The sequence below is a fragment of the Pseudomonas sp. AN3A02 genome (genome assembly GCF_011765255.1).
Classification (GTDB): domain Bacteria; phylum Pseudomonadota; class Gammaproteobacteria; order Pseudomonadales; family Pseudomonadaceae; genus Aquipseudomonas.
On sequence record NZ_JAARNI010000001.1, the window covers coordinates 1,480,462 to 1,502,125 of the forward strand.

A 21,664-nucleotide genomic window follows, 5' to 3' on the forward strand; every position below is an offset into this window, starting at 1 on the left:
TGGTGCCCAGCGGTATTCTCCGGTTTTTTCGCGAGCAAGCTCGCTCCTACAGTTGGGAGTTGGGTGTGATCGCCCGTTACATGTGCAATGCGTGCCCCAGGGCCCGCAGCGCTGCTTCCTGCACCGCTTCGCCGAGGGTTGGGTGGGCGTGGATGGTGCCCGCCACGTCTTCCAGGCGTGATCCCATTTCCAGGCTCAAGCCGAAGGCGGTGGACAATTCCGAGACGCCCACACCGACCGCTTGCCAACCGACGATCAGGTGATTGTCGCGCCGCGCCACTACCCGCACGAAGCCGGTTTTCGACTCCAGGGTCATCGCCCGGCCATTCGCGGCGAACGGGAAGCTCGAGACGATGCAGTCCAGGCTTGCGGCCTTGGCCTCGTCCGGGGTCTTGCCGACTACCACCAGTTCCGGGTCGGTGAAGCACACCGCCGGGATCGCAGCCGGGTTGAATTCGCGGGATTTACCGCTGATCAGTTCGGCAACCATTTCGCCCTGGGCCATGGCGCGGTGGGCGAGCATTGGCTCACCGCTGAGGTCACCGATGGCCCACACGTTGCGCATGCTGGTCTGGCAGCGGCTGTCGATCTTGATCGCCGAGCCGTTCATGTCCAGGTTCAAGGCTTCGAGGTTCCAGCCCTGGGTGTTGGGTTTGCGACCAACGGCAACCAGCACCTGGTCGGTTTCCAGCGACAGCGTCTCGCCGCTGGGGTCACGCACTTGCAGGGTGTTGTTTTCAAAACCGGTGACGCTGTGTTTCAGGAACACCTTCACCCCCAACTGCTTGAGGGATTCGGCCACCGGCTGGGTCAGTTCGGCGTCGTAGGCCGGCAGGATCCGGTCCTGTGCCTCAACCACGCTGACGTCGGCGCCGAGCTTGCGATAGGCAATCCCCAACTCCAGGCCGATGTAACCACCGCCCACCACGATCAAGCGTTTAGGGATGCGTTTCGGCGCCAGGGCCTCGGTGGAGGAGATGATCGGCCCGCCAATCGGCAGCATCGGCAGGTTGACACTTTTCGAGCCGGTGGCCAGCAGCAGGTGTTCACACTGAATGCGCTGGTCGCCGACGTCGACGGTCTTGCCGTCCACGACCTTGGCCCAGCCATGAATGACCTGGACCTTGTGCTTTTTCAGTAGCGCGGCAACGCCGGTGGTCAGGCGGTCAACGATGCCGTCTTTCCATTCCACGCTTTTGCCGATGTCCAGGGTCGGCACATCGACTTCGATGCCCAGCGGCGAACCCTGGCTGTGGTGCACGGTTTGCTGGAACTGTTCGGCGACATGGATCAGTGCCTTGGACGGAATGCAGCCGATATTCAGGCAGGTGCCGCCCAACGATTGACCTTCCACCAGGATCGTCGGGATGCCCAGTTGGCCGGCGCGAATCGCTGCCACGTAACCGCCAGGCCCGCCGCCGATAATCAGCAGCGTGGTGTGCAATGTTTGAGACATGGGTTACTCCAGGAACAAGCTGGCGGGTTGTTCGAGCAGGCCACGGATGGCCTGGATGAATTGCGCCGCGTCCATGCCATCGACCACCCGGTGATCGAAGGAACTGGAGAGGTTCATCATCTTGCGGATTACAATCTGGCCCTTGATCACCATCGGCCGCTCGACAATCCGGTTGACTCCGACGATGGCCACTTCCGGCAGGTTCAGCACCGGGGTGCTGACGATCCCGCCCAATGCGCCCAGGCTGGTCAGGGTAATGCTCGAACCCGACAGCTCATCGCGACTGGCCTTGCCATTGCGCGCAGCATTCGCCAACCGATTGATTTCTTCCGCCGTGCCCCACAGGTTGCGGGCTTCGGCGTGACGCACCACCGGCACCATCAGGCCGACATCGCTCTGGGTGGCGACGCCCACATGCACCGCGCCGAGGCGGGTGATGACCTGGGCTTCGTCGTCATAACGCGCGTTGATCTGCGGGTAGTCGCGCAATGCGACGACCATGGCCCGCACCAGGAACGGCAGCAGGGTCAGCTTGCCGCGGGTGGCGCCGTGTTTCTCGTTGAGGTGCACGCGCAACTCGTCGAGGGCCGTGACGTCGATCTCCTCCACGTAGCTGAAATGCGCGGCGCGTCGGGTGGCGTCCTGCATGCGCTGGGCGATCTTGCGGCGCATGCCGATCACCGGGATTTGCTGTTCGTCGTTGCGTTCGGCGTACGGGTTGGAGGCACCGGTATTTTTCGCCGGACCCTGGAGCAAGTAAGCGTCCAGATCTTCATGCAGAATCCGGCCGGCCGGGCCGGAGCCCTGGACCAGTCGTAGCTGGATGCCAGCATCCAGCGCATGTTTGCGCACGGCCGGGGAGGCCAGCGGGCGGTCATCGGCCTCGCGGGCGACGGGCGCTTGCGCAGCCGCCACTGCAGGTTTGGCTGCCGGCTTGGGCTCAACCACCGGCGCGGCCTTGGCTTCGACTTTCGGTGAAGGAGCCGGTGCAGGCGCGACCTCTTCAACCACCGCCGACAACGCCGACTCCCTGGTATTGCCTGCGCCTTCCACTTCGATACTGATCAAAATACTGCCCACTGCCATGACTTCGCCCGGCTCGCCGCCGAGGGAAATCACCTTGCCGTGCACCGGCGAAGGAATGTCCACCATGGCCTTGTCGGTCATCACATCCGCCAGCACCTGGTCTTCTACCACCAGGTCACCGACCTTCACGTGCCATACCGACAATTCAACTTCTGCGATGCCTTCGCCAATGTCCGGCATCTTGATAACGTGCGTGCCCATTCAGACCTCCATAACCCGATGCAAAGCCGCGCCCACTCGGGTCGGGCCAGGGAAATACGCCCACTCTTGCGCGTGCGGGTAGGGGGTGTCCCAACCGGTGACGCGCTCGATTGGCGCTTCCAGGTAGTGGAAGCAATGCTCCTGCACCAGCGCCACCAGCTCGGCGCCGAACCCGCAGGTACGGGTGGCTTCGTGGACGATCACGCAGCGGCGGGTTTTCTTCACGGAATTGACGATGGTTTCCAGGTCCAGCGGCCACAGGCTGCGCAAGTCGATGACTTCAGCATCGATGCCGGTTTCTTCGGCGGCGACTTGCGACACATACACCGTGGTGCCGTAGGTGAGGATGGTCACGTCCTTGCCCGGGCGGGCGATGGCGGCCACGTCCAGCGGCACGGTGTAGTAACCGTCCGGTACTTGCGCTTGCGGATGCTTCGACCACGGGGTTACCGGGCGGTCGTGGTGGCCGTCGAACGGGCCGTTATACAGGCGCTTGGGTTCGAGGAAGATCACCGGGTCATCGTTTTCGATGGACGCGATCAGCAAGCCCTTGGCGTCGTACGGGTTGGATGGCATCACCGTGCGCAGGCCGCAGACCTGGGTGAACACCGCTTCAATACTCTGGCTGTGGGTCTGGCCGCCGTAGATGCCGCCGCCGCAGGGCATGCGCATGGTCAGCGGTGCAGTGAACTGGCCGGCCGAACGGTAACGCAGGCGGGCCGCTTCGGAAATGATCTGGTCGGTGGCGGGGTACACGTAGTCGGCGAACTGAATCTCGGCCACCGGCCGCAGGCCATAGGCGCCCATGCCGACGGCCACGCCGACGATCCCGCTTTCGGAGATCGGCGCGTCAAACACCCGCGAGGTGCCGTATTTGTTCTGCAAGCCTTCGGTGCAACGGAACACGCCGCCGAAGTAACCGACGTCCTGGCCGAACACCACCACATTGTCGTCTCGCTCAAGCATCACATCCATGGCCGAGCGCAAGGCCTGGATCATGGTCATGGTCGTGGTGGTCATGGCGGTTTCCAGCTCGATATTGTTGTTGTGATCGTTCATGTCAGACCCCCAACTCTTGACGCTGGCGCTTCAAGTGCTCCGGCATCTCTTTATAGACGTCTTCGAACATGGTCGCGGCGCTTGGAATCTGGCCACCGGCCAGGGTGCCGTACTGTTCGGCTTCTTTCTGGGCCTTGATCACTTCGGCTTCAAGTTCGGCACTGACCGCCGCGTGTTCCTCTTCGGACCACTGGTTGATGCGGATCAGGTGCTGCTTGAGGCGGGCAATCGGGTCGCCCAGCGGGAAGTGGCTCCAGTCGTCGGCGGGACGGTATTTGGACGGGTCGTCTGAAGTGGAGTGCGGGCCGGCGCGGTAGGTTACCCACTCGATCAGGGTTGGTCCCAGGTTGCGACGGGCGCGTTCGGCGGCCCAGGCGGAGGCGGCGTACACCGCGACAAAATCGTTGCCGTCCACCCGCAGGGAGGCGATGCCGCAACCTACGCCGCGTCCGGCAAAGGTCGTGGCTTCACCGCCGGCGATGGCCTGGAAGGTGGAGATCGCCCACTGGTTATTCACTACGTTAAGGATCACCGGCGCCCGGTACACGTGGGCGAAGGTGAGGGCGGTGTGGAAGTCGGATTCAGCGGTGGCGCCGTCGCCGATCCAGGCCGAGGCAATCTTGGTATCGCCCTTGATCGCCGAGGCCATGCCCCAGCCCACACCCTGTACGAATTGGGTGGCGAGGTTGCCGGAAATCGTGAAGAAGCCGAAGTCTTTTACCGAGTACATGATCGGCAACTGGCGGCCCTTGAGCGGGTCGCGCTCGTTGGACAGCAGTTGGCAGATCAGGTCTACCAGCGGCACTTCGCGGGCCATCAGGATGCTTTGCTGGCGGTAGGTGGGGAAGCACATGTCGTCGATGTTCAACGCCAGGGCCTGGGCGCTGCCGATGGCTTCTTCGCCGAGGCTTTGCATGTAGAACGACATCTTTTTCTGACGCTGGGCGACCACCATGCGGTTGTCGAAGATCCGCGTCTTGAGCATGGCGCGCATGCCCTTGCGCAGAATCTCGACCGGCACGCCTTCAGCCCACGGGCCGAGGGCCTGGCCCTGATCGTCGAGCACGCGAATCAGGCCTTTGGCCAGGTCGGCGGTGTCGGCGGGTTCTACGTCAATTGGGGGTTTGCGCACCGTGCCTGCGTCAGTCAGGCGCAGGTAGGTAAAGTCGGTCTTGCAGCCTGGGCGGCCCGAGGGTTCGGGGACGTGCAGGCGCAGTGGTTCATACTGCTGAGTCATGGCTTTCTACGCTCTATCTTGTGAATTTCTTGTAGTGGGCGCGGTAGCTGACAGTCCGTCTTCGGGTAGAAGAAATCTTGTCCTACAACAATCATAGGCTCGGGGCAGGAGAATATTTATCTCTGTTTCATTGCGTTGGAGATCATTTGGGGATAAAAAAACTGCATAAACATAATAAACAGGTGGTTTTGTCTCATGCGCAAACTGGACCGTATCGATATCGGCATTCTGAACGCCCTTCAGGAGAACGCCCGCATCACCAACGCCGACCTGGCCCGCTCGGTCAACCTGTCGCCCACCCCGTGTTTCAACCGGGTCAAGGCCATGGAAGAGCTGGGGCTTATTCGCGACCAAGTGACACTGCTGGACGCCGACCTGCTGGGGCTGCACGTCAATGTGTTCATCCACGTCAGCCTGGAAAAACAGAACGAACTGGCGTTGCAGCAATTTGAAGGGGCGATTTCGGATCGTCCCGAAGTGATGGAGTGCTACCTGATGGCCGGCGATCCCGACTATTTGATTCGGGTGCTGGTGCCGACCATCCAGTCTTTGGAGCGCTTCATGATGGACTTTTTGACCAAAGTCCCGGGTGTCGCCAACATCCGCTCCAGCTTTGCCCTCAAGCAAGTGCGCTACAAAACCGCACTGCCACTACCGGCGAATGGCATCAACCTCGGTTAATGAGCGACACAAAACAAATGTGGGAGCGGGCTTGCTCGCGAATGCGGTGTATCAGTCTATATCTTCGGTGACTGACACTCCGCATTCGCGAGCAAGCCCGCTCCCACATTTTGTAATGCGTTTCACAGTTGGTTGAGCGGAATCTTCAGATACACCACCCCATTCTCCTCCGCCGGCGGCATCACCCCGGCCCGCACATTCACCTGAATCGCCGGCAGCAACAATGTAGGCATGCCCAACCCGGCATCCCGAGTGGTGCGCATCTCGACAAACGCCGCCTCATCCACCCCGTCATGCACATGAATATTTCCCGCCCGCTGCTCAGCCACCGTGGTCAGGCACTTGGCGGCGCGCCCTTCAGGCGGGTAGTCATGGCAAACATACAGGCGGGTCTGCGGTGGGAACGCCAACAACTTGCGCATCGACGCATACAGCTGACGCGCATCCCCACCGGGGAAATCGCAGCGCGCCGTCCCCACATCCGGCATGAACAGCGTGTCGCCCACCAGAATCAACTGGTCATCAATCAGGTAAGCCATATCCGCCGGCGTATGCCCCGGTACATGTAGCGCCTGGGCCTTCAGATTACCGATGTGAAACACCTCATCCGGCGCAAACAGGTGGTCGAACTGCGACCCATCTACCCGAAACTCCGGTTCCAGGTTGAACAGGTTCTTGAACACCCCCTGTACCTTGCTGATGGACTCCCCAATCGCGATCTTGCCCCCCAGCTGCCGACGCAGATACGGCGCCGCCGACAAGTGATCCGCATGGGCATGGGTTTCCAGCAACCACTGCACCTGCAAGCGATGCTCGCGCACAAACGCGACCACCTTGTCCGCCTGGCCGGTACCGGTGCGTCCGGAGGCCGGGTCGTAGTTGAGCACCGAATCAACGATGGCGCATTGGCCACCGTCCGTTTCATAGACGACGTAGGTGTAGGTCGACGACGCCTCGTCCAGAAAGGATTGAATCAACGCTGACATGACGGGTTTCCCAGATAGCTAATGGCGACTTACATTCAGTTAGGTTTCCACATAACCTTGTGAGCTTAAGTGAATTAAAGGACCCGAGGCAAAGGATGGCATCGTGGTGGCAAACAGCTAGGGCGTGATGCCATACGGCAACGACCCTTGCGTGCATTAACTAAAAAAGGCCATAGACCATGAACGACCAACACTGGGGACCTACCATCAGTGGCGATATCGTTGTCATCGGTGGCGGCTCGGCGGGCATCGGCCTGTTGGCCAGCCTGCTCAAGCGCGACCCGCACCTGAACATCATCCTGATCGAACCCAGCGACCACCACTACTACCAACCGGCCTGGACCTTGGTGGGCGGCGGCGCCTATGACGTTACCAAGACCGTGCGCCCCATGGCCGACGTGCTGCCCAACGGCGTCACCTGGATCCAGGCGGCGGTCAGCGAATTACTGCCCGACGAGCAAACCTTGGTGCTCGACAGCGACCAGCGCGTCAGCTGGAAAAACCTGATTGTCTGCCCGGGCCTGCGCCTGGCCTGGGAAAAAATCGAAGGCTTGCCAGAGACCCTTGGCCAGCATGGCGTAACGTCCAACTACAGCTACGAACACGCCGCCTACACCTGGCAACTGGTGCAGCAACTCAAGCATGGCACGGCGCTGTTCACCCAGCCGGCCATGCCGATCAAATGCGCCGGCGCCCCGCAAAAAGCCATGTACCTGTCGTGCGATCACTGGCTCAGGCAGGGTGACCTGAAAAACATCAAGGTCGAATTCAACCTGGCCGGCGCTGCCTTGTTTGGTGTACCGACCTTCGTGCCGCCGCTGATGAAGTACGTTGAAAAGTACTCGGCGCAACTGGCGTTCAACTCCAACCTGGTCAAGGTCGACGGCCCGGCGCGCAAGGCCTGGTTCGAGATCAAGGACGCCGAAGGCAATGTGCGCGTCGAAGAGAAAACCTTCGACCTGCTGCACGTCGTCCCGCCGCAAGTTTCTCCGGACTTCATCCGCCAAAGCCCCCTGGCCGATGCCGCCGGCTGGTGCGAAGTGAACCCCCAGAGCCTTCAACACTTGCGCTACCCGCATATCTTCGGCCTGGGCGATGTGTGCTCCACCACCAACGCCAAGACCGCCGCGGCGGTGCGCAAGCAAATCGTGGTGGTGGCGGAAAACCTGCTGGCCCTGCGCAAACAGGCACCGATGCCGCTCAAGTACGACGGCTACGGTTCCTGCCCGCTGACGGTGGAGAAGGGCAAGGTGGTACTGGCCGAGTTCGGCTACGGCGGCAAGCTGCTGCCGACCTTTCCCCTTGACCCGACCGTGGCACGGCGTTCGGCATGGTTCCTCAAGGCGAGTTTCCTGCCGTGGTTCTACTGGAACGGCATGCTCAAGGGCCGCGAGTGGCTGACCCGACTGGCCAAGGTGGATTGAGGCAACCCTATGCTGCTGGCAAGTTTTTTTGGCGTGTTGATGGGGTTGGTCATGGGCTTGACCGGTGCCGGAGGCGGCATCCTTGGCGTCCCGGCGCTGGTGTTGGGGCTGGGTTTGACCATGACCCAGGCCGCGCCCGTGTCGTTGTTCGCGGTGGGGGCCGCCGCCGCCGTGGGGGCTATCGATGGCTTGCGCCATGGCCTGGTGCGTTACCGCGCGGCGCTGCTGATTGCGCTGCTCGGCGCGCTGTTTTCGCCGCTTGGGGTGTTCTTCGCCCATCAGATGCCGGAGAAGGTCCTGATGGGCCTGTTCAGCGCGCTGATGGTGCTGGTGGCCTGGCGCATGCTGCAACGCGAGAAGCTTGAAGCCGGGCCGAGCGACCACGGCACCGCATCCTGGGGCCAGAAGAATTGCATGCTCGATCAACAGACCGGACGCTTTTCCTGGACCGCCAAATGCACCGCCACCCTGGCGGCCCTGGGCGCGGTGACCGGTGCGGTCTCGGGCTTGCTCGGTGTGGGCGGTGGCTTCCTGATCGTACCGGCGTTCAAGCAACTGACCGATGTGCAGATGCGCGGCATCGTCGCCACCTCGCTGATGGTGATCAGCCTGATCTCGTTGATCGGCGTGATCGGCGCGTTTCATGCCGGGGTCAGGATCGAGCCGATGGGCTGGGTGTTTATCGGGTCGAGCATTGTCGGCATGTTGGCGGGGCGGCGCCTGTGCTCGGTGATCAAGGCGCGCACCTTGCAGGTTGGTTTTGCCACGCTGTGTGTGCTGGTGGCGGCGGGCATGCTGTTTCGGGCCCTCATTCAGGTGCCTTGAAATGCGCTCAACATCCCGCTCCTACGGGTATTGCGGTATCAGCGCCGTAGGTAGGAGCCGAAGTCGATGTCCCCGGCACTGAGAATCGCCTGCACCCGATTGTGCACATTCAACTTGCGCAGGATCGCCGAGACATGGGCCTTCACCGTGGTCTCGGCAATCTCCAGGCTATAGGCAATTTGCTTGTTCGAGTCGCCCTTGGTCATCCGCTCCAGCACCAGCAATTGCTTGCGGGTCAGGGCCTGCAGCAGTTCCGGCGCAAGCCCCAGGCAATCATTCATGCGCCGTTGCCCGCCGATTTTCTGGCTGCGAATAATCTCCGGCGGCAAATACACATTGCCGTTGAGAATCTGTTGGATCGCCTCGGTCATCTGCAGCCTGGGCGAGGACTTCGTGATAAACCCCACCGCGCCATAGGTGATGGCTTGCAGCACGACCTGCTTGTCCTGCTCGGCAGACACGATCACCACCGGAATCGTCGGCGACTCGTTGCGCAGGTTGATCAGGCCATTGAGGCCGTGCATGCCGGGCATGTTCAGGTCCAGCAGGATCAGATCCAGGTCATCGTGCTCCTGGCTCAGGGCCAGGGCGCTGTCCAGGTCGCCGGTTTCCATCACTTCGCTGCCCGGGAACCCGTCGCTGATGACGTTGTGGATCGCTTCGCGAAACAGTGGGTGATCGTCGGCAATCAGAATTTTGTACATGGCCGTTCACCTTATTATTTTTGCTTATTTAAGCAGGTCCCATCCATAGGGGCATGCGCCCATTACATGCCAGTCTCGATGCCTTGGGAATGCGACGATAGAGAGGGGAATCAGTACCAAAGTAGTAGATCGTGCCGTGCGTCGCGGTTTCAGCGCTACCCATTGGTCTGATTGCATTCAGTGCCGGATGGGTTAGTGTGGAGTGCATCTTCCAGAATAATAAAAACAGGCTTACCAATGAGCCCGAACCTGAGTCTGCTGCGTAAATTCGTTTCCCCTGAAATCATCTTTGGCGCTGGCTGCCGGCACAACGTCGGCAACTACGCCAAGACCTTTGGCGCGCGCAAGGTGCTGGTGGTGAGCGATCCCGGCGTGGTGGTTGTCGGCTGGGTGGCCGATGTCGAGGCCAGCCTGCAAGCCATCGGCATCGACTACTGCCTGTACACCGCCGTCTCGCCCAACCCCCGGGTTGAAGAGGTGATGCTCGGCGCGGAGGTCTACCGTGAAAACCATTGCGACGTGATCGTCGCCGTCGGTGGCGGCAGCCCGATGGACTGCGGCAAGGCCATCGGCATCGTGGTCGCCCATGGCTGCAGCATCCTCGAGTTCGAAGGCGTCGACACCATCCGCGTGCCGAGCCCGCCGCTGATCCTGATCCCGACCACCGCCGGCTCCTCGGCGGATGTCTCGCAGTTCGTGATCATTTCCAACCAGCAGGAGCGCATGAAGTTCTCCATCGTCAGCAAGGCGGTGGTGCCCGATGTATCGCTGATCGACCCGGAAACCACGGCGAGCATGGACCCGTTTCTCTCGGCCTGTACCGGCATCGATGCGCTGGTGCATGCCATCGAGGCCTTCGTGTCCACTGGCCACGGCCCGCTGACGGATCCCCACGCGCTGGAAGCCATGCGTCTGATCAATGGCAATCTGGTACAGATGATCGCCAACCCCGGCGACATCGCCCTGCGGGAGAAAATCATGCTGGGCAGCATGCAGGCCGGGCTGGCGTTTTCCAATGCGATCCTCGGCGCGGTGCATGCCATGTCCCACAGCCTTGGTGGCTTTCTCGACCTGCCCCATGGCCTGTGCAACGCAGTGCTGGTGGAACATGTGGTGGCGTTCAACTACAGCGCAGCACCGGAGCGTTTCAAGGTGATTGCCGAGACCTTCGGCATTGATTGCCGGGGCCTCAACCACCGGCAAATCTGCGGCCGGCTGGTGGACCATCTGATCGCCTTGAAGCACGCGATCGGCTTCCATGAAACCCTCGGCCTGCATGGGATTCGAGTGGCGGACATTCCATTTCTGTCGCAGCACGCCATGCACGACCCGTGCATCCTCACCAACCCGCGCGAATCCAGCCAGCGTGACGTCGAGGTCGTCTATGGCGAAGCTCTCTGACGATCAGCAACGGGCACTCGCGGGGCTGCTGGGGCTGGGCAACCAATCGGCGCGCAAGAGCCATTACCCCGAACTGACCGCGCGCCTCGATGAGCTGGAGGCCGAGCGCAAACGCTACATCCGCCTCAACGACGAATTGGAACAGCGGGTCGCGGCGCGTACCGACGAGTTGCTGGAAGCCAACCGCAACCTGCAACAGCAAATCGCCCAGCGCGAGAAGATCGAGCAGGACCTGCGCGATGCCCGGGATGCCGCACAGGCCGCCAACCGCAGCAAGGACAAATACCTTGCCGCCGCCAGTCATGACCTGCTGCAACCCCTCAACGCCGCGCGCTTGCTGATCTCCACCCTGCGCGAGCGCAACTTGCCCAGCGTCGAACACGTGTTGGTGGAGCGCACCCACCAGGCCTTGGAAGGCGCCGAGGATTTGCTCACCGACTTGCTGGACATTTCCCGACTCGATCAAGCGGCGGTCAAGCCGGACATTGCCCTGTACCGTCTCGACGAACTGTTCGCACCGCTGGTCTCGGAATTCCAGTCGGTGGCCGCGGCGTCCGGGCTGAACCTGCGGGCGCGTACAGGCCATTACGCAATCAACACCGATCTGCGGCTGGTGACGCGGATCCTGCGCAACTTTCTCAGCAACGCCTGCCGCTACACCAGCGCCGGCTGCATTCTGCTGGGCGCCCGCCGCCGGGGTGAGCGGTTGCGCCTGGAGGTGTGGGACACCGGGCGCGGAATTGCGGCGGACCGTCTGCACTCCATCTTCCTGGAGTTCAATCAACTGGACGTGGGGCGCGCCGCCGACCGCAAAGGCGTGGGACTGGGGTTGGCGATTGTCGAGCGCATCGCCGAGGTCCTCGGTTATCCGGTGGCGGTGCGTTCGTGGCCGGGGCGCGGTTCGATGTTCAGCATTGAAGTCCCCATCAGTGAGGACATGCCGCTGCCCATCAGTGTGGTGGCCGCGCAACCGAGCACCGGCAACCCGCTGCCGGGGAGGCGCCTGCTGGTGCTGGATAACGAAGTCAGCATCCTCGACAGCATGAGCGCGCTGCTTGGGCAGTGGGGCTGCGAGGTGGTCACTGCTACCGATCAGGCCGGCGCGCTGGTTGCGTTGCAGGGCAGGGCACCGGAGCTGATTCTCGCGGACTATCACCTGGACCATGGCGTGGTGGGCTGTGAGGTAGTGCGCCAGTTGCGCGAGCATTTTGGCCGCAGGATTCCGGCAGTGATTATCACCGCCGACCGCACCGACCAATGCCGCCGTGCATTGCAGCGGCTGGACGTGCCATTGCTGAACAAACCGGTCAAGCCCGGCAAGTTGCGGGCGGTGTTGACTCAGTTATTGGCCTAGCCACTTGATACCCGTCAACACCGGGCGTGACGCTTTGCCTCATGCTGCGGGCCTGATTTAAAGGCCGACGGAGAACCCCATGAGTGCCCCCGCAACAACTGCTGCTTCATTCAAGTTGCCCCTGGGCCTGGTGGCCGGCGTGCTGGTGATGGTCGGCGTGCTGCTGTTGCCGCTGCCGGCCGATTTGCCGGTGGCCGGGCACCGGATGCTGGCGATCCTCGCGTTTGCGGTGGTGGTGTGGATCACCGAAGCGGTCTCCTATGAGGCCAGCGCGATCATGATCACGTCGTTGATGGCGTTTTTGCTCGGCACGGCGCCGTCGCTGCAAGACCCCACGCACCTGATCGGCTCCAGCCCGGCGATCAGCATGGCGTTGACGGGGTTTTCCAACCCGGCATTGGCGTTGGTGGCGGGTGCGTTGTTTATCGCGGCAGCCATGACCCATACCGGACTGGACCGGCGCATTGCGTTGGTCACCCTGACCCGCGTGGGTACCAGCACCCGGGGGATTCTCGTCGGGGCAATTGCCGTGACCATCCTCCTCAGCCTGGTGGTGCCCAGCGCGACGGCGCGCAGCGCGTGTGTGGTGCCGATCATGATGGGGGTGATTGCGGCGTTCGGCGTGGACAAGCGCTCCAATATCGCAGCGGGGATCATGATCGTCGTGGCTCAGGGCACGAGCATCTGGAACGTCGGGATTCAGACGGCGGCGGCGCAGAACCTGCTGACGGTTGGCTTCATGGACAAGATGCTGGGGCAGCGGGTGTCGTGGATCGATTGGTTGATTGCCGGGGCGCCGTGGGCGGTGATCATGTCGGCGGTGTTGTTGTTTTTGGTGTTGAAGCTGCTGCCGCCGGAAAGTGACAGCATTCCCGGGGGCAAGGAGGCGGTGGCGCAGTCGCTGGTGGATATCGGGCCGATGACGGGGCCGCAGAAGCGGTTGCTGACGGTGTCGGTATTACTGCTGCTGGCGTGGGCGACCGAGGGACGACTGCACAGCTTTGATACGACTTCGACGACCTACGCCGGGTTGGTGTTTTTGCTGATGCCGGGGATTGGGGTGATGACCTGGAAGGATGTGCAGTCGCGGATTCCGTGGGGCACGGTGATTGTGTTTGGTGTGGGTATCAGCCTGGGTACGGCGTTGCTGACGACCCAGGCGGGGCAGTGGCTGGGGGCGCAGGTGGTGGCGCATACCGGGTTGGATCAGGTGGGGCCGCTGGGGGTGTTTGCGATCCTGGGGGCGTTTTTGATTGTGATTCATTTGGGGTTTGCCAGTGCCACGGCGTTGACCTCGGCGTTGTTGCCGATTTTGATTGCGGTGTTGCAGACGTTGCCCGGGGAGTTCAGTCGGCTGGGGATGACGATGTTGCTGGGGTTTGTGATGAGCTACGGGTTTATCCTGCCCATCAATGCTCCGCAGAATATGGTGTGTTTGGGGACCGGGACGTTTACGGCTCGGCAGTTTGCCAAGGTGGGGATTTTGGTGACGCTGGTGGGGTATGGGTTGATGTTGGTGTTTGCTGCTACGTATTGGAGTTGGTTGGGGTGGGTTTGAGGTGGGGGGCATATCCGTTATTTAGGTAACGGCCGCTTAGGGTTCCGCTCTTACAGCGGGTCACTTTTGAAAAGCGCAAAAGTAACCAAAACGCTCTGCCCCGCCTGTCGGCGCCTCGCCTAGGCTCGGCGTTCCCTCACTCCGGCATTGCTCCGCGGGCCGCCGCGACGGGCCATCCATGGCCCGGCGCGGCTAAACCGGCGTCCTGCCGGTTTACCCGCTCCGCAATACCTGCGTTCGGCCTCGGGCTTATTGGGGCAGTCAGATCAAGATCAAAAGCAAGAGCACAGCGGCCTCCCGGCCGGCTTGAGTGTTAAGAGCAAAAGCAAAGCTGCTTTTCTGTAGGAGCGAGCTTGCTCGCGAAAAACCTGAGACCGCCGCGTTCATCCAGGATGCCAACGTCATCGTTAACGACCTTCGCGAGCAAGCCCGCTCCCACATTTGGACCGTGCCCGCTTCTGATCTTGCTGTTGCTGTTGCTTCACCACACTCAAGCCGGCCGGTAGGCCGCTGTGCCCTTGATCTGCTTTTGATCTTGATCTTAGGCGCCCCGTTAAACCACGCTGGCCGAACGCAGGCAGTACGGAGCGGGTAAACCGGCAGGACGCCGGTTTAGCCGCGACGGGGCAGGGACGCCCCGTCGCGGCGGCCCGCTTCGTGCTGCCGGAGTGAGGGCACACCGAGCCCAAGCGAGGTGCCGAGTGGTGGGGCAAGAGCGTTTTGCTTACTTTTGCGCTTTTCAAAAGTGAGCCGCTGTAAGAGCGGAACCAATAGCGGCCCTGACCGCAGCAATGGATATACACCCCCAACCGCCCAAACCCCTCCCAAGATGGCAAGTTGAACTCCACTCAGGTTTACTACTCCCTGAGTAACCGTTCCACCGGCCCCAAACGCCGGTCATCAAGGCCACCGAATGGACAAATACACCCCCCACACCTGGCAGCCCCACGAACGCCCGAGCCTGCCGGGCTCGCCGTCGACGCCGCTGCATTCCACCCGCAAACGCTGGGCATACGCCCTCGTCGGCGTGCTCGTGGCAATCACCGGTGGCCTCGGCAACTCGTTGGTGATCGCCAACCTTGTGTACCTCCAGGGCGCCCTGGGCGCGACGACGGCCGAGATGGCCTGGCTCCCCGCCGCCTACGTCATGACCAACGTCTCAATGAACCTGCTGCTGGTAAAATTCCGCCAGCAATTCGGCCTGCGTGCATTCACCGAAGTGTTCCTGGTGCTCTACGCCCTGGTCACCTTCGGCCACCTGTTCGTCAACGACCTCAGCTCGGCCATCGCCGTACGCGCCGCCCACGGCATGGTCGGCGCCGCCCTCAGCTCCCTGGGCCTGTACTACATGATCCAGGCCTTCCCCGCAAAATGGCGGATGAAAGCCCTGGTGCTCGGCCTCGGCACTGCGCAACTGGCATTACCCCTGGCCCGATTGTTTTCCGAAGACCTGCTGCAAATCGCCGAATGGCGTGGCCTGTACCTGTTCGAACTGGGCATGGCGCTGACCTGCCTGGGCTGCGTATTCCTGCTCAAGTTGCCCCCGGGCGACCGCTTCAAGACCTTCGAAAAACTCGACTTCCTCACTTTCGCCATCCTCGCCACCGGCGTCGCCTTGCTCTGCGCGGTACTGTCCCTGGGCCGTATCGACTGGTGGCTAGAAGCGCCGTGGATCGGCGTGGCGTCGGCCTGCTCACTGGTGCTGATCATGGCCGGCCTGGCCATCGAACATAACCGCTCCAACCCGTTGCTGATGACCCGCTGGCTGGGCAGCGGGGTGATGATTCGCCTGGCGCTGGCGGTGGTCCTGATTCGCATGGTGCTTTCGGAGCAGTCCACCGGCGCCGTCGGCTTCATGCAAATGCTGAACATGAGCAACGAACAGATGCGCACGCTGTATTGGGTGATGCTGGCGGGGGCGATTGCCGGCCTGGCCACCAGCGCGCTGACCATCAACCCCTCGCATTTGCTGATGCCCTTGATCATCTCCCTGGCCTTCATGGCCACGGGTTCAGTGATGGACAGTTTCTCCAGCAACCTCACGCGCCCGCAAAACATGTACGTCAGCCAGTTCCTGCTAGGCTTTGGCGGCACGTTCTTTCTTGGGCCGACCATGGTTTTAGGCACGAAAAACGTGCTGACCAACCCCAGGAACCTGGTGAGTTTCTCGGTGCTGTTCGGGATCTGCCAGAACCTCGGCGGGCTGATTGGCGCGGCATTGCTGGGCACGTTCCAGATCGTGCGGGAGAAATTCCATTCGAGCATGATCGTCGAACACCTGACCTTGCTCGACCCGCGTGTGGCGGCGCGGGTGGCCAGTGGCGGTTCGGCCTATGGCGGGGTGATTGCCGACCCCGAGTTGCGTAACCTGATGGGCATTCGCAGCCTGGCCACCGCGGCCACCCGTGAGGCGAATGTGATGGCCTATAACGATGTGTTCATGCTGATCGCGATCATCGCCATACTCACCATGATCTGGATTTTTATCCGCAGCCTCTGGCTGATAAGTACCACTAAAGCTGCCGCCAGTGCAGCGCCTCCCGTTCAACCCAGCGGCGCACTTTCTTCATGACCGAACCGACGACGACCACCACCAACGCCATCGCTTCCACGCCGGAAGGCACCGCACCGCCGAGCATGCAGGCTACCGAGCCGCGCTCCTTGCGGGTGCGCATCATCTCCTCCATGGGCTTTGCCGCAATTGCGATTACCGGCGTGCTGATCGTGCTCTACGCCTGGCAGTTGCCGCCCTTCAGCAGCGCCGTGGAAACCACCGAGAACGCCCTGGTGCGTGGCCAGGTGACGATCATCGGGCCACAGCTCAGCGGCTACGTGTATGAAGTGCCGGTGACGGACTTCCAGTACGTCAAGGCCGGGGATTTGCTGGTGCGCCTCGATGACCGCATCTACAAGCAGCGCCTCGACCAAGCCCTGGCGCAACTGGCGGTGCAGCAGGCGTCCCTGGCCAATGTGGTGCAGCAACGCAACAGCGCCGAGGCGACCATCAAGCTGCGTCAGGCTGCCTTGGCCGACAGCCAGGCCCAGGCGCGCAAGAGTACCGCTGACCTGCGCCGCAACGAAGCGTTGATCAGCGACGGTTCGGTGTCCAAGCGTGAGCTGGACGTGACCCGTGCGGCCAATGCGCAAACCATCGCTGCCGTGGCCCAGGCTCAAGCCAGCCTGGAAATCGCCCGGCAGGATTTGCAGACGGTGATCGTTAATCGCGGTTCGCTGGAGGCGGCGGTGGCCAATGCCGATGCGGCGGTGGAGCTGGCACGTATCGACCTGTCGAACACCCGCATCATCGCCCCGCGTGACGGGCAACTGGGGCAGATAGGCGTGCGCCTTGGGGCCTACGTCAACAGCGGCGCGCAGTTGATGGCGCTGGTGCCGAACCAGCTGTGGGTGATTGCCAACATGAAAGAAACCCAGATGGACAACGTGCAGGTCGGCCAGCCAGTGACCTTTACCGTGGATGCCCTGGACCATCGCAAGTTTAACGGCACGGTGCAGCGTATTTCACCAGCGACCGGCTCGGAGTTCAGCCTGTTGCAGGCGGATAACGCCACCGGCAACTTTGTGAAGATCGCCCAGCGGGTGCCGGTGCGGATCACCGTCGACCCGGGGCAGGAGCAGAGTGAGCGGCTGCGGCCGGGGTTGTCGGTGGTGGTGAGTATCGACACGGCGGGGCGCCTCAAAAACACCCCGCCCTAAGCCACAATGGAGATCAAAATGTGGGAGCGGGCTTGCTCGCGAATGCGGAGTGTCAGTCGCAGATGTGTTGACTGATCCAGCGCATTCGCGAGCAAGCCCGCTCCCACATTGGTTTTGTGTTGCTAGAGGGGGTTGTATTGCAGGCTGAAGCCGAGTTCGGCTGATTCGCTTTGCTCTAGCAGCTTTAGCCCCGGCCTGCCCGGCAGGTGATGGGCATTCACCGGATGGCTCACCGGCTCGAAGCAGAAAAAATCCAGCCCCGGCGGGCAATACAGCAGGAAGTAGTCGCTGCCGCTGGCCTGGCATTCCAGGGTGTAACCCAGGTCTGGCTGCTGGATGACGCAGCGCCCGTCCCATTGGCAAAAACCGTTATCCACCAGCGTCTCGGGCAACGATTTGAGCTGCTGGAAATCCCACTCGACGGGTACGGCAGCCAGCCCCGTAGGTAATTTCGATGCATCACTCATCCACACCTGCCCAGCCTTGGCCTGCAACTGTGTGCCGGGCCTGCGCGGCAGATACGGATGCAATCCCAGCCCATGCCACGCCGCTTTTTCCGCCAGATGGGTGACGCGCAACGTGATGCTCAACCTGCCGTCTTTCAACTGAACCCGCTGCTCGGCGCGATACGCAAAGGGTGTGCTGCAGTCCAGTTGCAGCACCACCTCATCCACCGACTGGCTGACCACGTGCCACGCCTGCTGCCAGGCGCTGCCATGAATCGGCAGCGGGTCAAGCGGGCTGTTGGGTTCGAGTGCCAACCACCCAGACGGGTTATCGAAGCCACCCTCGGCAATCCGGTTCGACCAGGGCGCCAGTGGGAAACACCCCAGCTTGCCCGGTAGGCCGCCGGCCAACGCCTGTTGATCGGTGTGGCGCAGCAAGGGCTGGCCGCTGCTGCGCACGGTCCAGTTGACGAGGCTGCCACCCAACGCTGGCGAGAGCGTCAGGTGGGTGAGGTTGTCTTCGAGTTCAAGCATCAGCGCACCCTTGATCGTTCCCACGCTCTGCGTGGGAATTCATCCTGTGACGCTCTGCGTCACGGTTTTAAGAGCGGACGCAGAGCGTCCATGGCGGCGTTCCCACGCAGAGCGTGGGAACGATCAGTTCATAGCCATTTATAACACCAGCCCGGGCAGCCACAACGACAACGCCGGAATGTAGGTCACAGCCATCAGCACCAGAAACAGTACGCCATAAAACGGCAGCAATGCCTTGACGGTCTTCTCGATACTGACCTTGCCCACCGCCGCCCCCACAAACAGCACTGCGCCCACGGGCGGGGTGATCAGGCCGATCCCGAGGTTCACCAGCATGATCATGCCGAAGTGCACCGGGTCGACGCCGATGCCCAGCACGACCGGCAACAGGATCGGCGTGAGGATCAAAATCAGCGGCGCCATGTCCATCACCGTGCCCAGCAACAGCAACATGGCGTTGATGCACATCAGGATCACGTAGCGGTTGTCCGACAGGGTCAGGAACATCGTGGTGATCTTCGCCGGGATCTGCATCAGGGTCATGATGTAGCCGAAGCTGGCGGCGAACGCGATCAGGATCATCACGATGGAAATGGTGCGCACCGTGCGATGCATCAGCTTGGGCAACTCGCTCCATTTGTAGTCGCGGTAGATGAACATGGTCACGAAGAACGCCCACAACACCGCAATCGCCGCCGACTCGGTGGCGGTGAAGATGCCCGACAGAATCCCGCCAAGGATGATCACCATGGCCATCAGGCCCCACAAGGCGTCGGCGCAGATTTTCAGTGCCTGTTTCAGGGGAATCACTTCGCCTTTGGGGTAGTTGCGCTTTTTCGCGAAGATCAGGCACAGCACCATCAGGCACGCGCTCATCAGCAGGCCCGGGACCACGCCGGCCATGAACAGCGAGGCGATGGATACGGTACCGCCGGCCGCCAGGGAGTAGAGCACCGAGTTGTGGCTGGGAGGCGTCAGCAAGGCCTGCACCGAGCCGCTCACGGTGACGGCGGTGGCGAATTCACGGGGATATCCCTGGCGTTCCATTTCCGGAATCAGCACCGAACCGACGGAGGCCGTATCAGCCACCGACGAGCCGGAGATCGCCCCAAAAAACGTCGAGGCCATGATGTTCACCAGGGACAAGCCGCCGCGGACAAAACCCACCAGCACCCCGGCAAACGCCACCAGCCGGCGGGACATGCCGCCCTCGGCCATGATCGCCCCGGCCAGTACAAAGAACGGAATCGCCATCAACGAAAACTTGTTCACCCCGCCAGCCACCTGAATCATCAGGGCCTGGAACGGAATGTCGATCCACCACGCGCCGATCAGCGCAGAAAGCCCCAGGGCGTAAGCCACCGGCATGCCAATCAGGATCAAGGCGATAAAGCTGCCCAACAGAATCAATGCGTCCATTCAGGCAGCCCCTTCACTTTCTTCAACCAGGTCGAAGCGCACGACCCGACGGTTGCTCTGGTCACCCAGCAGGAGTTTTTCCAGCACAAAAATCAGCGTCAGCAAGCCGCCAATCGGGATCGGCATGTAGGTGATGCCCACCCGCAAGGTCGGCATGGCGCTCATGAACTGGTTCCAGGTGGACAGGCACAATTTGCTGCCCCAGATCGTCATGAACAGGCAGATGGTGCCCATCAGCAATTGCGAAATGATACCGACGATTTGGCGCTGGTCAGGTGGCAGGCGGTCGGTGACCATGGCCACCGACATATGCGCCCCGGCGCGGTAACTGGCGGCGGCGCCGACAAAGGTGAACACCAGCATCAACAGGATGGCGGTGGGCTCCGGCCAGCTGGAACCGGTGCCTAGAATGTAGCGGGCGAAGATGCCCCAGGGGATGATCAGCGCGACGCCGAGAACGGCGAGGCCGGCGACCCAGATGCAGCTCATGTAAATGCGGTCGTTGATGCGCAGCAGTAAATTCTTCATGGCGTTCACCGTGACCGGGCGCATCGATATCGACCGCGCCGGGCCTTTTCTATGAGAGGCGGGTGGTTTACTCAACGGCTTCGATGCGCTTGATCAGGTCGGCGTATGGGGCGCCGTACTTGTCGCGGATCGAAGCGGTGGCCTCATAGAACGGTTTCTTGTCGATGTCGATGAACTCCACACCGGCGGCCTTGAGTTTGGCTTCACTGCTGGCGGACTTGGCGTCCCACAGCTCGCGCTCCTGGATCTGCGCGGCCTTGGCGGTGTTTTTTACCAGCACCTGTTGCTCGGGGGTGAGCTTGTTCCAGGTGATTTTCGACATCACGATGGGCTCGGGCAGGATCAGGTGGCCGGTCAGGCTGTAGAACTTGGCGTTCTGGTAGTGGTTGTGTTCCAGCAGGGTGGGCGGGTTGTTCTCCGCGCCGTCGATCACCCCGGTCTGCAGGGCGCTGAAGATCTCGCCGGTGTCCATGGCAATGCCGTTGCCGCCCATGGCGTTGATGGTTTCGATGAAGATCGGGTTGCCCTGCACGCGAATCTTCATGCCCTTGAGGTCTTCGATCTTGCGCACCGGTTTCTTGGTGTAGATGTTGCGCGTGCCGCCGTCCATCCAGGCCAGGGCCACCAGGTTGAATTCGGAGTCGGTGATTTTGGCGAGGATTTCATCGCCGATTTCGCCGTCTATGACCTTGCGCATATGCACCTGGTCGCGGAACACGAACGGCATGTTGAACACGTTCACGTCCGGCACCACCGGCCCGACGATGCCGAGGCTGACCCGGGCCATTTGGATCGCGCCGACCTGAGCTTGTTCGACCACTTCCTTTTCCGAGCCCAGCACGCCGCCGGGGAACATCTTGAAGGTCAGGCCGCCGTTGCTTTCGGCGACCAGGGTTTTACCCAGTTGTTCTTCGGCGACGACGGTGGGATAGCCGGCGGGGTGGATGTCGGCGAACTTGATTTCCAGTGCGTGGGCGGTGTTGCTGAGGGTGAACACGAACGGGAGTGCAGCGGCGAGCAAGGTGCGTTTGAAGTCCATGGGGTGTCTCTC

18 protein-coding genes are annotated in these 21,664 nt (G+C 61.8%); 8 read left to right on the forward strand and 10 right to left on the reverse strand.

Going from position 1 to position 21,664, the window contains the following annotated elements:
* Positions 1–76 precede the first annotated feature (76 nt).
* From lpdA to HBJ59_RS06780, 4 genes are read right to left on the reverse strand one after another with little or no spacing between them, the layout of a single operon-like run.
* On the reverse strand, positions 77–1,456 hold the full coding sequence (gene lpdA, locus HBJ59_RS06765) for a dihydrolipoyl dehydrogenase (RefSeq protein ID WP_167663068.1): 1,380 nt from the start codon (positions 1,454–1,456) through the stop codon (positions 77–79).
* A 3-nt stretch (positions 1,457–1,459) separates the two neighbouring features.
* Positions 1,460–2,743, reverse strand: a complete 1,284-nt coding sequence (locus tag HBJ59_RS06770; protein WP_076014268.1) for a dihydrolipoamide acetyltransferase family protein — start codon at positions 2,741–2,743, stop codon at positions 1,460–1,462.
* Positions 2,744–3,802 (reverse strand): alpha-ketoacid dehydrogenase subunit beta, encoded by a 1,059-nt coding sequence (locus HBJ59_RS06775; RefSeq protein WP_003212859.1) that lies wholly within the window; start codon positions 3,800–3,802, stop codon positions 2,744–2,746.
* 1 nt (position 3,803) lies between these two features.
* Positions 3,804–5,039, reverse strand: coding sequence for a 3-methyl-2-oxobutanoate dehydrogenase (2-methylpropanoyl-transferring) subunit alpha (locus HBJ59_RS06780; protein ID WP_167663069.1), 1,236 nt, complete (start codon positions 5,037–5,039; stop codon positions 3,804–3,806).
* A 195-nt stretch (positions 5,040–5,234) separates the two neighbouring features.
* On the opposite strand from HBJ59_RS06780, the gene bkdR reads away from it, so the two are divergent.
* Positions 5,235–5,720, forward strand: a complete 486-nt coding sequence (bkdR, locus tag HBJ59_RS06785) for a Bkd operon transcriptional regulator BkdR (RefSeq protein ID WP_003212855.1) — start codon at positions 5,235–5,237, stop codon at positions 5,718–5,720.
* A gap of 122 nt (positions 5,721–5,842) precedes the next feature.
* On the opposite strand, the gene HBJ59_RS06790 is transcribed toward bkdR, so the two are convergent.
* Positions 5,843–6,706, reverse strand: coding sequence for an MBL fold metallo-hydrolase (locus HBJ59_RS06790; protein ID WP_167663070.1), 864 nt, complete (start codon positions 6,704–6,706; stop codon positions 5,843–5,845).
* A gap of 179 nt (positions 6,707–6,885) precedes the next feature.
* On the opposite strand from HBJ59_RS06790, the gene HBJ59_RS06795 reads away from it, so the two are divergent.
* Positions 6,886–8,130: an FAD/NAD(P)-binding oxidoreductase gene (locus HBJ59_RS06795; RefSeq protein WP_076014265.1), complete on the forward strand. Its 1,245-nt coding sequence runs from the start codon at positions 6,886–6,888 to the stop codon at positions 8,128–8,130.
* Between the two features lie 9 nt (positions 8,131–8,139).
* Complete coding sequence (locus HBJ59_RS06800) at positions 8,140–8,955, forward strand: sulfite exporter TauE/SafE family protein (RefSeq protein WP_076014264.1); 816 nt, start codon at positions 8,140–8,142, stop codon at positions 8,953–8,955.
* 38 nt (positions 8,956–8,993) lie between these two features.
* Here the strand turns inward: HBJ59_RS06800 and HBJ59_RS06805 are convergent, their stop codons facing one another.
* Positions 8,994–9,659, reverse strand: coding sequence for a response regulator transcription factor (locus HBJ59_RS06805; protein WP_076014263.1), 666 nt, complete (start codon positions 9,657–9,659; stop codon positions 8,994–8,996).
* Between the two features lie 237 nt (positions 9,660–9,896).
* Here HBJ59_RS06805 and ercA point away from each other — a divergent pair, with 237 nt between their 5' ends.
* From ercA to HBJ59_RS06830, 5 genes are all read left to right on the forward strand, one after another.
* A complete protein-coding gene (gene ercA / locus HBJ59_RS06810) occupies positions 9,897–11,060 on the forward strand; it encodes an alcohol dehydrogenase-like regulatory protein ErcA (RefSeq protein WP_076014262.1) in 1,164 nt (387 codons plus the stop codon).
* On the forward strand, positions 11,044–12,414 hold the full coding sequence (locus HBJ59_RS06815) for a hybrid sensor histidine kinase/response regulator (protein ID WP_167663071.1): 1,371 nt from the start codon (positions 11,044–11,046) through the stop codon (positions 12,412–12,414). Before ercA ends, HBJ59_RS06815 begins: the two co-directional genes overlap by 17 nt.
* A gap of 79 nt (positions 12,415–12,493) precedes the next feature.
* Positions 12,494–13,972, forward strand: a complete 1,479-nt coding sequence (locus tag HBJ59_RS06820; protein ID WP_167663072.1) for a DASS family sodium-coupled anion symporter — start codon at positions 12,494–12,496, stop codon at positions 13,970–13,972.
* A 913-nt stretch (positions 13,973–14,885) separates the two neighbouring features.
* Complete coding sequence (locus HBJ59_RS06825; protein ID WP_076014259.1) at positions 14,886–16,544, forward strand: MFS transporter; 1,659 nt, start codon at positions 14,886–14,888, stop codon at positions 16,542–16,544.
* Positions 16,541–17,686 (forward strand): HlyD family secretion protein, encoded by a 1,146-nt coding sequence (locus HBJ59_RS06830; protein ID WP_167663073.1) that lies wholly within the window; start codon positions 16,541–16,543, stop codon positions 17,684–17,686. The genes HBJ59_RS06825 and HBJ59_RS06830 overlap by 4 nt, the downstream gene beginning before the upstream one ends.
* A 122-nt stretch (positions 17,687–17,808) precedes the next feature.
* On the opposite strand, the gene HBJ59_RS06835 is transcribed toward HBJ59_RS06830, so the two are convergent.
* The 4 genes from HBJ59_RS06835 to HBJ59_RS06850 all read right to left on the reverse strand — a co-directional run bounded on the left by HBJ59_RS06835 (position 17,809) and on the right by HBJ59_RS06850 (position 21,652).
* Positions 17,809–18,666 carry an aldose 1-epimerase gene (locus HBJ59_RS06835; protein ID WP_167663074.1) on the reverse strand — a complete coding sequence of 286 codons (858 nt, stop codon included), beginning with the start codon at positions 18,664–18,666 and terminating at the stop codon, positions 17,809–17,811.
* Between the two features lie 138 nt (positions 18,667–18,804).
* A complete protein-coding gene (locus tag HBJ59_RS06840; RefSeq protein ID WP_010166793.1) occupies positions 18,805–20,085 on the reverse strand; it encodes a TRAP transporter large permease in 1,281 nt (426 codons plus the stop codon).
* Positions 20,086–20,613 carry a TRAP transporter small permease gene (locus tag HBJ59_RS06845; protein WP_076014345.1) on the reverse strand — a complete coding sequence of 176 codons (528 nt, stop codon included), beginning with the start codon at positions 20,611–20,613 and terminating at the stop codon, positions 20,086–20,088.
* A 67-nt stretch (positions 20,614–20,680) separates the two neighbouring features.
* Positions 20,681–21,652 carry a TRAP transporter substrate-binding protein gene (locus tag HBJ59_RS06850; protein WP_076014257.1) on the reverse strand — a complete coding sequence of 324 codons (972 nt, stop codon included), beginning with the start codon at positions 21,650–21,652 and terminating at the stop codon, positions 20,681–20,683.
* Positions 21,653–21,664: the final 12 nt, after the last annotated feature.